A 14202-nucleotide genomic window follows, 5' to 3' on the forward strand; every position below is an offset into this window, starting at 1 on the left:
ATTAGAAAATATGGCGACAGGCTAAGTGCTTTCGCCAGTCTCATCCTCATCGTCGAGTAATATCTTAATCATGCCCTGCGGATTATTTAAAAGTTGCCGCGTGATTTGATAGTGCTCCGTATCCTGCCATGCGACCTGCTGAATACCGTTTTCATTGAATTGATAGATCACTGCATTGGGGTAGGCCAGCATAATAGGCGAGTGGGTGGCGATGATGAACTGACACCCCGCGTTCACCAATTGATGGATACGCGCCAGTGCGGTGAGCTGTCGAGTGGGAGACAGCGCGGCCTCTGGTTCGTCCAGCAAATAAAACCCGTTGGCATCGAAGCGGTGATTTAACAGCGCCATAAACGATTCGCCGTGCGACTGCTGATGTAGCGAAACGCCACCGTAAGCCAGTTGAATCAGGCCAGGATCGATATTTTCTATCTCTGTCGCGACATTGAAAAAACTTTCTGCTCGTAAAAAATAGCCGGTACGCGGGCGTTTTATGCCTTTGACGATGCGGAGGGAGTCACTCAGCCTGGAATGGGAATCTCGGGTGCTGAAATTGAAGTTACGCGAACCGCCTTCTGGGTTGAACCCCATAGCGATGGCCACGGCTTCTAATAGCGTCGATTTCCCAGAGCCGTTCTCGCCAACCAGAAAGGTGACATCAGGGTGAAAACGGATCTTTTCGATATCGTTTATCGCCGGAATGGTCAATGGATAAGTATGCGGGTCGAGTGTTTTTTGCGGATGGAAATAGACGCGCTGCAAATAGGGCTTATCACTGTGATCCACGTTAGTTCCCCGCTGATACTGAGAAGGTGTTATTCGTTGCCAGAGGTTGTGCTTTTATTCGAACGATGAAAGAGGTTGAGCGCAATAAGGCCACCTGCCAGCAGGATGGCACTGGTTATTAATGCTTTAATTAACGGGGCTGAATCTGACAGAAACAGGCCGGAAATGGCGGTGCTGAGAGAGAGTAATACCGTAAAGGCGGTAATCGCAGAGACATCATATTGTGAGATTTTATGCTTAAAGAATATCGCTTTAGCTGCCAGAACGATGATGGCGCCAATAAAACAGCCAACGATGGACGTCGCGATGTCTGAATAGGGATTATCTGTGACGGCAAGGTAACCCGCGACGAGTAGGATAAGAAAATTGGAAATAAAAAATAATAGAGTTTTCCCTTTCACGATTTTTCCTTGTGTTGAGAATAATGGTATTTGAGGTGGGGATTAAATCTGTCGTTTGATTATTTTACGCGGTTTACGGCATGTGGCCTATTTTATGTTTCATAATTAAATTGGCATAGAATAGATAAAATATGGATATATGAAGCGCATGACGATAATAATGGATGCATGGGGAAATAGTGGATTCTTCCCGTTTAAATAATGCGTTATTTCCGGTGATAACGTGTTGACGCCGACGGAGACATCGCCGGCGTCATGCATTATCAGAAGGAAACGTCGACGCCGCCGCGCAGCACTTCTTCGTTACCACGATCGGCAAAGTGTTTGTCAGCACGCAGGAAGAAACGGGCATCCGCCGCTTTACCGACGTCCAGTCTCACGCCCGCCCACTGCGAGTCTTTATCCAGTCGAATGCCTGGAATATCGAGACGTTCTCCTTCGCGGCCCAGTCCGCTCCAGCGGGCGGAGACATCAAGCGATGGGTTGGTGAACGCATGCTGATACTCGCCGCTCACGCCGACGCTGCTCCACCATCCCTGATTCCATTGCAGCAGGGCGCGCAGGTTAAGCCCTGTCAGACCTACGGTACGCGAATAATCGTTGCCTTCACCCGTCAGACCCAATGCGCTGCCAGTATCCGTAAAGCCGCCGGTGGACAGGTAGCTGTACTTGAGTCCTGCATAGGGCTGCACGCTAAAGATATCGTTGAGCGCCAACTCGTAGCCGGTTTTGAGCAGGCTCTGCCAGCTATCGCTTGAGGTGCTGCTTGAAACGGCTTCGACATTGTTCAGCAGAATAGCGCGCTTCAGCTTGTCGCGGCCGTGCTGATAGCTCAGGTTGCCCTGAACGTACCATTCTGGCGTGAGGTTATAGCGCGCATAGGTCATCACCCCGTGCAGTTCATTCTCACTGCTGCCGCCGCTACCGTCGTAGTCTGCTTTGATCTGGCTGTTGGTATAGGCAATCCCGGCGCGTAGCCCCGGTGTGTTGAAGTCGGTGTCCGTACCGATGGCGGTCAGAGTGATATCGTAATGGCTGCCCAGATAGCCAGACTGTTTCAGGTCGCCGCGTAGCTTGCCGGTTTCAATCCACAGCCCGTAGTTTTTCCCATTCCCTAACAGATCCAGCCGGTTGTTCAGCAGTTGGTTCTGATAATCCAGACTGTTAAACAAAATGGCATTGCTGGAGGCGTGCGCCTGACCGGATAGCGAATCCAGCGCGGTAGCGGCAGCACTCGCACTGCCTAACTGCTGGAAGGCGGCCGCTTTCGCCAGCAAACTGGATTGCTGCTCGTTGGTTGAGGACAACGTTGACCAGCGGTCGGCAACCTGTAGCGCCGATTCGATATTGGCGGCGGTCTGCAACTGTGCGGCGCTGTGCAAGCCGCTGCTGGTGGCTGCCTCTACGGTGTTCAGGCGGCTGAATGCGCCTGTGACATCGTTGCTGCCGTAAGTCAGGTTCCCCGTCAGGAATAGCCCAAGATCGGTAGTGCGAAACGTGCCGCTGATGCCCTGATTGCTGTGCAGCAGTGTTTCCTGCGTTTGGACGATGTAGGTATTGCTGGGCAGGCCAATGCGCAATGTGCCATCCAGTGCTGCACTGCCTTCAACGGTGAACGGATTTGCTAGCGTCACGTTCAGCAGGCCGTTGCTGCCTTGAGTGTAATTGCCTGCGACGGTCAGCCCGCCATCCGCAGTGGTGGCAACGAGACCCGTGTTACTCACATTACCGCCAATGCGGCCTTTTCCTGCCAGCGTGCCGGAACCGGATACGCTGGCGTTGCCCGCAATGGAGCCGTCAACGTACAAGCTGTTAGCGGTGATTTGCGTATCGCCTTTATAGGTGTTGTTGCCAGTTAAATGCAGAACGCCTCCTGCATTGCTGGCACCGTTAACGATCAGGCCGTAATCGCCGCTGATATTGTTAGCGAACGTGTAGTCGCCTGCGGTTAAACGCGCGGTGAAGTTATCGGCATAAAACATGGCCGGGCCTTTCACCGCTTTTTCGACGTTCAGATCGCCCCAGCCAAAGGTATCGTTATAAGGGCGTCCGTTGGCGGTGTCGGCTACCGAAATATAGGCCGGATGGAAAACACTTCCTGTGACGTTGCCATCGCTGTCTCGAATGATTTCGTAGTAAGAGTTCTCTGCATCGTAGCGAGTATACCCATCGGTGTGGTAGGTCGCGGTAGTGAGCAACGTCTGTTGCAGGTTATATCCGGTCATCCACGGGTAGACGGCCTGTACTCGTGAAGCCCCGCCTGCAACGCGTGGAGCCGCGAAGGAGGTACCGTGCGAACGCTCTGAAGCGCTGCTGCCCGCAACGGGATAATCAACATAGCCCGGTGCGCTCATGCAGTAGACGGCGACATTGCCGCATTTATCAAAAAGATACATTTCAGCAGGGCGCTCATTGCCTTCCTGACCAACCCATTCGGGGATGTAGCCCGTGACGGCCAAAATGCCTTTTTGCAGCGAGGTCTCGCCAAAAATCAGCGGGATCTGGGTATTGGGTGACGGCGTGGAACCCGCATTGTTCCCCGTGGCGACAATACTCAGCGCTTCGGCATCGACGATGCTTTTCAATTCGTTACGCACTAAGAGATAGCTAAAATTGTTTCTGGCGCTGTTAAATGTCTCGGTGGTCGTCAACCGCTCATCTTGTCCATAGGACATATTGATGATTTTCACGCCAGAATTGAGCAGCCAATTTACGGCAGACGTGGTGTTTTGGTAATCGAAGCGGTTATTTAACGACGTTTGCGCAATATAGAGTTCGCTGTCCGGTGCGACGCCTCCCGCATAGCTTTCCGTCGCCAGACCTGCCAGCGCCAGTGCCACCAGTGTGCCGTGGCCGTTAACGCCCTGATTATCGTTAAGCTGTGAACCGCCGACAAAAGAGGTGAAATGTAGATTGCTGTAATTAAATTCCGGGCGAGCCGCTTCCAGCCCGGAATCAATAATCCCGACTTTAACGGCGGATGCTGTCGGCGTATCCGGCGTATCCGGCGTCGTAGGTGTGGTTGGCGCTGTCGGCGTAGTCGGTGTCGTTGTGGGCGGCGATGTTGGCGCGACGCTGGCGGTTTCACCGCCGCCACCTCCACCACTGCCACAGCCTGCCAACATCAGCAATGCGAGACTGATATTGGCCGCGATGATTGACTGCCTGAATACGTGATTTTTTAATGAAACGGTTCTTTTTAATGAGAATCGCCGCGCTGCTGTCATTTTATTTTCCCTGTATTTTTAGAACATGGAACCGCCTCCCAAAGAAACAGGGATTTGGAAAGCCAATTGCCGCTAATAAGAGGCGTTATTCTGGTGAATAAACCTTATTTTCATGAAGGGCAGTTTCTGGTAGAAAAGAGCTTCATTCCCCTTCACTGATCTTTGTGCAAGAACCACAGGAAAGTGACAGCGAGAAACCCATTATTTTTGCTGAGTCAGGATAAGCCGATGCTGGAATTACGCCCCAACTGTGAGCACTGCGATTGTGATTTACCGCCGGATGCCGAAACGTATATCTGTTCCTATGAGTGCACGTTCTGTCCTGACTGTGCGGATACCGTCTTTCACCACGTCTGCCCGAACTGCGGCGGCGAACTGGTTAAACGACCCGTTCGTCCAACACGCTGTTTGACGAACGATCCGGCTTCAACGATCCGGATTATCAAACCGCACTGACAGGAAGGGGCGAGTATCCCTGTCTGTCGTTGCAAAAAATGGAACATCTCGTTCAGTAATTCCCGATTTCTCCTGTTAGTGCACGGCGTATAGTGAGGCTTAACCGTACCTTATGACGAATATCGGCAGGTGACGCCTTCGTCGCATGCCTTCAGGAGAGAAACGTGAGTCAAGATTATGTTGTTGTTCAGCAGCCTTCGGAAGCAAATCGGTTAATCCTGCTGTTTCATGGCGTGGGCGATACCGCCGCGGGTATGGCGCAGATTGGGCGCTATTTTGCTGCCGCATTGCCACAGGCGATGGTGATCAGCATCGCTGGACCGTTCAGCAGTGGCTATGGCGACGGTCGGCAGTGGTTCTCTGTTCAGGGAATCACGGAAGAGAATCGTTTCTCCCGCATTGAAGCAAACCTGCCACGTTTTATTGATACCGTACGCCACTGGCAGGATCAAAGCGGCGTGAGTGCGGAAAACACTGTGCTGGTAGGCTTCTCGCAGGGCAGTATTATGTCGCTGGAGGCATTGAAGTCTGAATCCTCGCTGGCTGGGCACATTATTGCATTTAGCGGTCGCTTTGCTGTGTTGCCAGAAAAGGCATTTACCGATGTCGATGTGCACCTGATTCACGGTGATGCGGACGGCGTGATTGTGGTTGGGCATGCTCACGCTGCCGCTCAGCGTTTTCAGGAAATGGGGACGTCGTTTACGTTGGATATCGTCCCCGCTGTCGGACACGGCATTGATGAACGGATGTTGAAGCAGGCGTTGGCCTACCTCAAATAAACATCTCTCTCGCTATACCCGTCATACTTCAAGCTGCATGTGCGTTGTGTTCCTTAAATGCCCGATCCTTTAGGGGGACTATACAGGAGCAACGCCTTGCGCTGTTCAACCCGTTCACGTTTTATCATTTCGCTCGAATCATTTTTATTCCATAAAATTATCTTATTACCTATTTCCACATTTATATATTCAAAGTGGAGATTCTATTTTTAGAGATGAGATTTTATCCATATTAAAAATAATATAATCCATATTTGAATGTTAAATAATATCGGCAATGTTTTTATTTGTGTTGAGTGTTCAATATTTATCTTATTTTTTCATATATAAATATCGCATCCTTATGGAAAAAGAGGGTGTGCCATGTTTAAACGTATTAAAGTCATTACCATCCTTGTTATCTTATTGTTTGTTTTAGGGATATCTCAATTTTTAACCGGGGCGCTATCCGTTCGCGCACTGATTAACGACAGAGAGGGATTCCTTGTTTCCCAACGTTCTAACCAGAATGTAGCCGCATTTACCGATGCATGGATTATGATGAATCAGACGCGCATCGCTATCGGTTCTATTATACAAAACATGATGATGGGGAATGCGGATAAAGAGGCTATGCAGGCTCTCTTACAGCAAGCAAAATCGCAGTTGGCCGCCTCAGAGAGTAGCTATAAACATTATTTGTCTCTGCCTAATCCGCTTGGGTTAGATGAGGCATTATCTAAAAAACTTGAAGAGAGCTATACCGCTTACGACAAACTACTGAATGATATTGTGGATTCGCTTTCCGGTGGGTTAGCGGGGGCAGCGATGAAATTGAGTAGTGGAGCGACGCCGTATAATGTAGCCATGCAGGACGCCTATATTACGTGGCGAGCGGCGCAAAACCAGCTGTCGGATGACGGCTTGCAGGAAAACCACGCTGCGTTTGAAACGATGCTGTGGCTTTTGGGGGCACTCTCCGTGGTCGTCGTTCTGGTGATTATCCTCAGTTGGATCGGGTTGCAGCGTATTCTTTTGCATCCGCTGCGTACGCTCATGCGGCATATCAGCGCGATCGCGGAGGGCAATCTGACACAGCCTATTGATGCGACCGGTCGCAATGAGATGAGCCAGCTTGCGGCGGGGCTACATCATATGCAGCAGTCATTAATCCGCACCGTAAGTCTGGTGCGCGACAGTTCTTACTCTATCCACGCCGGAGCCAGCGAAATTTCGGTTGGCAGTAACGATCTGTCTTCGCGCACGGAGCAACAGGCCGCATCACTACAGGAAACGGCGGCGAGCATGGAGCAACTGACCTCAACGGTGAAACAGAACTCAGACAACGCGCGTCAGGCTACGCTGCTGGCAAAAAATGCGTCGGAAACGGCTAATAAAGGCGGTACTGTCGTTGATAATGTTGTGAAAACGATGAATGAGATAGCCGACAGTTCACAAAAGATTGCTCACATTACCAGCGTGATTGATAGCATTGCTTTCCAAACCAATATTCTGGCGCTGAATGCGGCGGTAGAAGCGGCGCGTGCCGGGGAGCAAGGGCGAGGTTTTGCCGTGGTAGCGGGTGAAGTACGAACGCTGGCGCAGCGCACAGGCTGCCAAAGAAATCAAAACGCTGATTGATGATTCGGTGAGCCGCACCAATACCGGGTCTTTGCAGGTGAAAGACGCGGGCGATACGATGAAAGAAATCGTCGGTGCTGTGAGTCGGGTAACGGATATTATGGGGGAAATCGCGTCGGCGTCCGATGAACAAAGCCGGGGGATCGATCAGGTCGGGCAGGCGGTTAATGAGATGGATCGTGTCACCCAGCAAAACGCCTCGCTGGTGGAAGAATCCGCTTCTGCCGCAGCGGCATTGGAAGAGCAGGCGCGATATTTACAGAACGCGGTGGCGGTGTTCAAGATTGATCAGGCAGCTGCGCAGGAACATCGTGCCGAGAGCGCCCCTTCTCTTGCTGCATTACCAAAATCATTGTTACCTAAACCCGCTCATGCCGGGTCATCGAATGCGAATTGGGAAACGTTTTAACCGAGGCGTTGAGTTATTTTTAGTCGAAACGAGTATCTGAGGATAAAGTCATCAAACCGTTGGTAAACATATTTGCTGAACGGCAACGGTAGTAATGGAATAGAAGAGTAAAGCGTTTGCGCCAGGGACAAAGGCGTCAGGAACGCCTTTGAACGTCGCTTGCGACGGCCCTGTAAGGGTGAATCTCAGGGATGAGATTCATATCTGCGCAATCCGAGCTTACAGGGACGTACTTGCAGCGTCTTTACGATCTATCCATTACTACCGCTCTACTGCCTTTATCGTTTTCGCAAAAATAAGCCCGTTTAAACGCGCTCAACGATCATCGCAATACCTTGGCCGCCGCCGATGCACAGCGTCGCTAATCCCAACGTTTTGTTATAGCTATGCAGCGCGTGTACCAGCGTGACGAGAATACGCGCACCGCTCGCACCGATAGGGTGACCCAGTGCAATCGCACCGCCGTTAACGTTCACCTTTTCGGGATCGAGTTGGAGATCGCGTTGCACGGCCAGAAACTGTGCGGCAAAGGCTTCGTTAGCTTCAATCAGGTCGATATCACCGATCGTTAGCCCTGCTTTGATAAGCGCTTTTTGCGTCGCGGGAATTGGACCCAGCCCCATGACTTCACTCGGCACGCCAGCAGAAGCCCAACTGCGGATGCGCGCCAGCGGGGTAATACCCTGTTTTTTCGCTTCGGATTCACGCATTAACACCAGCGTCGCGGCAGCATCGTTAATGCCGGATGCATTGCCTGCGGTAACCGTGCCGTTCGTGGAAAAAGCTGGACGTAACGCCGCCAGCGACGCCAGCGTAGTGTCTGCACGGGGGAATTCATCCTGCTCGAAAATCCGCGTCTCTTTTTTGCTGCGCAGTGACAGCGGGGTAATTTCGGCTTTGAAGCGACCCGCGTCAATCGCAGCAACGGCTTTCTGCTGTGATGCCAGCGCCACCCGATCTTGCTCTTCACGCGTGAGCTGATAGCGCTCGGCGATATTTTCTGCCGTGGTGCCCATGTGGTAATTGTTAAACGCGCACCACAGGCCGTCGTTAATCATGATGTCAACGAGCTTGCCATTCCCCATGCGGTAACCGTGGCGCGCTTTGTCCAGCAGATAAGGCGCTGCACTCATATTTTCCATTCCGCCCGTCACGCAGACCTGATTGTCGCCGGACAGAATAGACTGTGCGCCCAGCACGACGGCCTTCAGGCCTGAGCCGCAGACTTTGCTGACGGTCAACGATGGCGTTTCAAAGGAAAGCCCTGCGGCATGGCTGGCCTGATGCGCGGGGTTTTGCCCCAGGCCGGCTTGCAGCACGTTGCCGAGAATCACCTCATCAATTGCCAGCGTGTCTGGCAGCGTCGACAGGCAGTCACGGATGGTGGCAGAGGCCATCTCGATAGCAGACGTATTGGCCAGACTGCCTGCGAATTTACCAATCGCGGTGCGCTTGGCATTAACAATAACAACGGAATCGTTCATGGTCGCCTCGATTAATGAATGCTAAATGGTTTTAAATCGGCGGACACGATGAAGTTCGCCTCGGTTTTTTGGCGTAGTTCGTCCACGGTGATGTCAGGGCTGATTTCGGTCAGCACCATTTGTCGGTCAATAAATTGGAAGACCGCCAGTTCGGTGACGACCATGCTGACTTTATTGGCGGCGGTCAGCGGGTAGGTGCAGTGGTGCAGTAATTTTGCATCGCCATTTTTGGCGCAGTGTTCCAGCGCGATAATGACCTTCTTCGCGCCGACGACCAGATCCATCGCGCCGCCCATGCCGGGCACCATTTTCCCTGGCACCATCCAGTTAGCGAGGCTGCCGTGTTCATCGACCTGCAAGCCGCCCAGCACGCAGACATCGACATGGCCGCCGCGAATTAGCGCAAAGGAAAATGCGCTGTCGAACATGGCGGCACCCGGCACCATGCCGCATGCCTGCCCCCCGGCGTTAACCAGATTGCCATCCGGCTCGGTAACTGCTCCGAGGCCTAAAAAGCCGTTCTCTGATTGGAAAGTGACTTCGATGCCGTGCGGCACGTAATTCGCGACTTTGGTGGGTAAACCAATGCCTAAATTCACCACGTCACCATTTTTCAGTTCCAACGCGACGCGGCGGGCAATTAATTCTTTCGCATCCATTATTTTTCTCCCAAATAAAGGTGATCGACCAGCGCCGCTGGGGTGACAATACATTCCGGTGCAAGTTGCCCAACCGGAATAATCTGCTCGCATTGCGCCACGACTTTCTTCGCTGCAAGCGCAATGATCGGGTTAAAATTACGGGCAGTGAGGTGGTAAATAAGGTTTCCGCTCGTGTCGGCAATGCTGGCCTGCAATAGGGCGAGATCTGCTTTAATGGGAAGTTCTAATAAATAGGTAATATCGTTAATGGTTATTTTTTGTTTATTCTCTTCGACGATAGTGCCAACGCCCGTTGGCGTCAGAAAACCGCCTAAGCCAGCGCCGCCGCTGCGAATACGTTCCGCCAGCGTCCCTTGCGGCACCAACTCTACGTCAAGTTCACCGGAGAGCATGCGGCGCCCGGTTTCCGGGTTCGTACCAATATGTGAGGTAATCAGTTTTTTTACCTGACCGCTGACAATTAATGGCCCAACGCCGGTATCAATAAATCCGGTATCATTTCCGATGAGTGTTAAATCAGAGACGCCGGATTTAATGATTTCATCTACCAATAATTTCGGTGTTCCGACGCCCATAAAACCACCGAACATAATTGTCATTCCGTCAAATAAATAAGAACGGAAATGGCTGGCATCAATGACTTTATTATTCATTGCGTATTTACTCTTAAATGATGACTCAGAAAGTGATGGCGCTGAAAAATGGCCGCACGATTCCCCACAGGTAAATAAATACCGGTTAATCGTGGCGGCGGATGTACGTTATTTAGGAAATAAGGTGGAGAATTAATAAACTCCACCCACGATCCCTGTTATCGAATTAAATATCGATATCCAGTATGGCTGAGCTTAATCCTTTGCCGTGCATGTCCAGCGCCAGCGAGCGGGTGACACCGCCGCCGAGTGCGCCGTACATGACGAAGTTCAGTGCGCCAATGCTGGGTAACTCATAGCGGACGACATCTCCCGTCACGATATCGGCAAACCAGTCCTTCACTTTTTCGGCAGTGATCTTTTCTTTCAGCACGTCGTAATCTTCCGCACGGTAAGCAATGAGCGAAATATTGGAGGTATTTCCTTTATCGCCGGTACGAGAGTGAGCAATTTCACGTAGTTTCATTATTTAATCTCCAGATAATCAACGGCTGGTGTGACGCAGGCGCGAGACAACAGGGTGGAATCCATTGCCAATATTTCTTTCACCGCTTTATTCACACCGCCACCGCCTGCCGGGCCATTGGTATAGAGCGTTTCAACTTCGTTACCCACTTTCACCGCTTGTGCTCTGGAGGTGCAGCGTGCTGCGACGCGAGCGCGAACTTCATACGGTTCGCTGCGTTGCGACCGCTTTGCACCGTGCAGTGAATCAACGCCGATCAGGTCGTAACGCACTTCCTGAGGATCAAGCTGGCACAGCGCAAAACGCTTTTTGACGATATCCAGCGCTAAACGGCCACGCGCCACGGCACCGGGACCAGCGTAAGAAATTTCACCTTCACCGATAAACCCGTCCTGATAGCCGACAGACACTTTCAGCGTGTCGGTTTTTGCCCGTCCGGTTGCCCCCTGTACGCGCACGCGGTTCTCGCCGTCTTGCGTAAATGTCACGTGACTGAAATCGGCAATGACGTCCGGGGTGATGTAGCTGTCCGGGCGGTGGATTTCGTACAGCAGTTGTTCTTTACAGGTGTCTACGCAGACGCGGCCGCCGGAACCTTCAACTTTGGTAATCACGGCGCTGCCATCTTCGCTAATTTCTGCGATCGGGAAGCCCAAACGGTCAAGATTAGGAATATCTTTAACGCCGGGATCGGCGTAGTAGCCACCGGTGATTTGTCCCGCACACTCCAATAGGTGGCCGAGGCAGGTGCCTTTGCCCAAGTGATCCCAGTCATCGGCAGCCCAGTCGAATTCATACATCATGGCGGACAGGAACAGAGATGGATCGGAAACGCGACCGGCAATAATCACATCTGCACCCTGACGCAACGCTTCAACCAGCGCATCCGCACCCAGATAGGCGTTGGCGGAAAGAATGTCTTTACCGCAGCGTGAAACGGGCAGACCAATCTCATCCAGCTTGGAATCCTGGGCGATCAGCACCGAATGCACATCGTCACCGGTAACGACCGCGATCTTCAGCTTGCTTGCGCCGAGCTCTTTGGCGATTTCCAAAACGCGCTGACCTGCGGCGACAGGGTTAGCCGAGCCCATATTGGTGATGATTTTGATGCCTTTTTCCAGACAGAGTGGTAGCACGGCGTGCATGCGGTCGGCCAGCAGCTCGTTGTAGCCTTTTTCTGGATTCTGCTGCTTCTGTTTTTGACCGATAGCGATAGTGCGTTCTGCCAGACATTCAAATACCAGATATTGAATGTCACCTTTTTGAGCCAGTTCTACAGCCGGTTCAATGCGATCGCCCGCATAGCCAGCGCCGGAACCAATACGAATTGTTTTCATAAACTTACCTTTATCAATGAAATGTGTCTGTTGGCGTTATCAATGGAGAACGGTGCGTTCCCTATAAGGGGAAGACTCCGAAGATGACGCAGGCGAACGTCATGATGACGCTGGCGGCCCAGAGCACAGGAATCGAGAATTTCTGGTGGTCGGCGAGATCGACCCCCGCGAGGCTGACCAGCAGGAAGGTGGCTGGCGTCAGCGGACTAACCGGGAAACCGGTGGTCATCTGGCCTAAGACGGAAGCCTGTGCAACCTGAATCGGCGGTACGCCCAGCATGTCCACGGTGTGAGCAATGACTGGCATGATGCCGAAGTAATACGAATCGGGGTCAAACACCAGACTCAGCGGCATGGAAATCAAGCCGACAATAAACGGAATGTGGGAAGCAAAAGATTCTGGTACAAAGCTGACTGCGGAAAGCGACATGGCTTTCAGCATGCCGGTGCCGCTCATAATGCCGGTGAAGGCACCCGCAGCGAACAGGATGCTGGCCATCATCAGCGCGGCTTTGGCGTGGGCGTTGATGCGCTCTTTTTGCATTTCAACGTTGGGATAGTTGAACATCAGTGCCAGCGTCAAGGCGATCATGAAGGCGACCGTCGGTGAAATTTTGGTAAACACCATGGTGCCGATAACGGCAAGCACCAGCGCGATATTGATCCAGAACATTTTCGGACGACGCAGGGCTTTTTCCGCATCGGTCAGCTCTTTCACATGCTTTTCAGCCGTGATGGATTGCGTACCGCCAGCCAGTGGATTACCCGCTGCCAACCCCAGACGCTTCTCTTCTTTCTTGCCCCAGTAATAGCCCATGAGCACCATGAAGGTCAGGCCGCAGATCTGTGCCGGGATGAGCGGAATAAACAGATCGTGGGTGGTGGTGTTTAACGCGGCGGCGGCACGGATCATTGGCCCAGTCCATGGCAGGAAGTTAACACCAGCGCTGAGTGCGGTGATGCCGACCAAAATGCGCTTATCCATACCGAGCTTATTAAACAGCGGCAACATCGCGGGAATGGTGATTAGGAAGGTGACGGCACCGTTACCGTCCAGGTGGGCAATCAGTGCTAATACACCCGTACCGATAATGATTTTGACCGGGCTGGTGCCGACCATGCGTAAGATCCCTTTGATAATAGGATCAAACATGCCAGCGTCAGTGATGACACCGAAAAAGGCGATGGCGAAAACAAACATCGCCGCCATTGGTGCCAGTTTGGTGATGCCGTCCACCACATATTTTGCGGTATCGGTGCCGCTACCTGCCGCGAGCGCACCGAGAACGGGAATAACGATAAGTGCCACCAGAGGCGACATTCGCTTTGTCATGATGAAAAAGAGCAGGGTAGCTATGGTGAGTACCCCGATGAGAGCCAGCATAAAAACTCCTCATTAGTATAATTGTATGTTGTTTATTTGTTTTATTTACAATAAATCAAACAACTTAATAACAATTTATGTGGTAATTAATAAATAAAAATTAATGATTATATCCGTCATACTTCAAGCTGCATGTGCGTTGGCTACGTTCATTCACCCGAATCACTTACCTGAGTAAGCTCATCGGGATTCTCTCTCTTGCCGCCTTCCTGCAACTCGAATTATTTAGGGTATATTCCAGAGTCATTTGATTTTTTCGTCTGCACTATTTTTATCACTCTCACCCCTATTTATACTAACTTGTAATTGAAATGGTTTTATTCGTAAATTTAATGGGTTTATTTTATTTGTTAATGGTATTAACTATTCTGGTTTTCTTATTAATGTCTAATTGATTGATTTGGTTTGTTTATCTTGGTTTTTTATGTGATTGTTTTTTTTATGATGTGTGATGTTTATCTGGAATGTTCATTTTGATGAAGGGTTGGCGTTGTTTTAACGAAATTAAATAAATGCGGGGATGATCATAAAA

At 51.3% G+C, this 14202-nt stretch carries 11 protein-coding genes and 1 pseudogene; 3 read left to right on the forward strand and 9 right to left on the reverse strand.

The genetic code is table 11. The features are described from left to right. Window positions 1-21: 21 nt before the first annotated feature. The 3 genes from KKH3_RS04770 to KKH3_RS04780 all read right to left on the reverse strand — a co-directional run bounded on the left by KKH3_RS04770 (window position 22) and on the right by KKH3_RS04780 (window position 4414). Window positions 22-786 (reverse strand): AAA family ATPase, encoded by a 765-nt coding sequence (locus KKH3_RS04770; RefSeq protein WP_039356382.1) that lies wholly within the window; start codon window positions 784-786, stop codon window positions 22-24. Between the two features lie 29 nt (window positions 787-815). After that, the gene (locus KKH3_RS04775; protein WP_039356385.1) at window positions 816-1187 is read right to left on the reverse strand and encodes a hypothetical protein; all 372 of its coding nucleotides are present in this window, start codon (window positions 1185-1187) and stop codon (window positions 816-818) included. Between the two features lie 263 nt (window positions 1188-1450). Further along, window positions 1451-4414 (reverse strand): autotransporter domain-containing protein, encoded by a 2964-nt coding sequence (locus KKH3_RS04780; protein ID WP_039356387.1) that lies wholly within the window; start codon window positions 4412-4414, stop codon window positions 1451-1453. 228 nt (window positions 4415-4642) lie between these two features. On the opposite strand from KKH3_RS04780, the gene KKH3_RS04785 reads away from it, so the two are divergent. The 3 genes and pseudogenes from KKH3_RS04785 to KKH3_RS04795 all read left to right on the forward strand — a co-directional run bounded on the left by KKH3_RS04785 (window position 4643) and on the right by KKH3_RS04795 (window position 7681). Beyond that, complete coding sequence (locus KKH3_RS04785; RefSeq protein ID WP_039356390.1) at window positions 4643-4870, forward strand: DUF1272 domain-containing protein; 228 nt, start codon at window positions 4643-4645, stop codon at window positions 4868-4870. Window positions 4871-5034: 164 nt separating this feature from the next. Then, complete coding sequence (gene ypfH, locus KKH3_RS04790) at window positions 5035-5652, forward strand: esterase (RefSeq protein ID WP_039356393.1); 618 nt, start codon at window positions 5035-5037, stop codon at window positions 5650-5652. Between the two features lie 363 nt (window positions 5653-6015). Beyond that, window positions 6016-7681 (forward strand): annotated as a pseudogene (locus KKH3_RS04795) (methyl-accepting chemotaxis protein). 305 nt (window positions 7682-7986) lie between these two features. On the opposite strand, the gene KKH3_RS04800 reads toward KKH3_RS04795, so the two are convergent. The 6 genes from KKH3_RS04800 to KKH3_RS04825 form a co-directional block, all read right to left on the reverse strand. Next, the gene (locus KKH3_RS04800) at window positions 7987-9165 is read right to left on the reverse strand and encodes an acetyl-CoA C-acetyltransferase (protein ID WP_039356396.1); all 1179 of its coding nucleotides are present in this window, start codon (window positions 9163-9165) and stop codon (window positions 7987-7989) included. An 11-nt stretch (window positions 9166-9176) separates the two neighbouring features. Beyond that, the gene (locus KKH3_RS04805) at window positions 9177-9824 is read right to left on the reverse strand and encodes a 3-oxoacid CoA-transferase subunit B (protein WP_039356399.1); all 648 of its coding nucleotides are present in this window, start codon (window positions 9822-9824) and stop codon (window positions 9177-9179) included. Next, window positions 9824-10480 carry an acetate CoA-transferase subunit alpha gene (atoD, locus tag KKH3_RS04810; RefSeq protein ID WP_039356402.1) on the reverse strand — a complete coding sequence of 219 codons (657 nt, stop codon included), beginning with the start codon at window positions 10478-10480 and terminating at the stop codon, window positions 9824-9826. Before atoD ends, KKH3_RS04805 begins: the two co-directional genes overlap by 1 nt. A 166-nt stretch (window positions 10481-10646) precedes the next feature. Further along, window positions 10647-10946, reverse strand: a complete 300-nt coding sequence (locus tag KKH3_RS04815) for an AtuA-related protein (protein WP_039356404.1) — start codon at window positions 10944-10946, stop codon at window positions 10647-10649. After that, on the reverse strand, window positions 10946-12286 hold the full coding sequence (locus KKH3_RS04820; RefSeq protein WP_039356406.1) for an acyclic terpene utilization AtuA family protein: 1341 nt from the start codon (window positions 12284-12286) through the stop codon (window positions 10946-10948). Before KKH3_RS04820 ends, KKH3_RS04815 begins: the two co-directional genes overlap by 1 nt. A 61-nt stretch (window positions 12287-12347) precedes the next feature. Further along, the gene (locus KKH3_RS04825) at window positions 12348-13670 is read right to left on the reverse strand and encodes a CitMHS family transporter (protein WP_039356409.1); all 1323 of its coding nucleotides are present in this window, start codon (window positions 13668-13670) and stop codon (window positions 12348-12350) included. Between the last annotated feature and the right edge of the window lie 532 nt (window positions 13671-14202).

The sequence above is a fragment of the Pectobacterium actinidiae genome (assembly GCF_000803315.1).
In the GTDB taxonomy this organism is placed as follows: Bacteria; Pseudomonadota; Gammaproteobacteria; order Enterobacterales; family Enterobacteriaceae; genus Pectobacterium; species Pectobacterium actinidiae.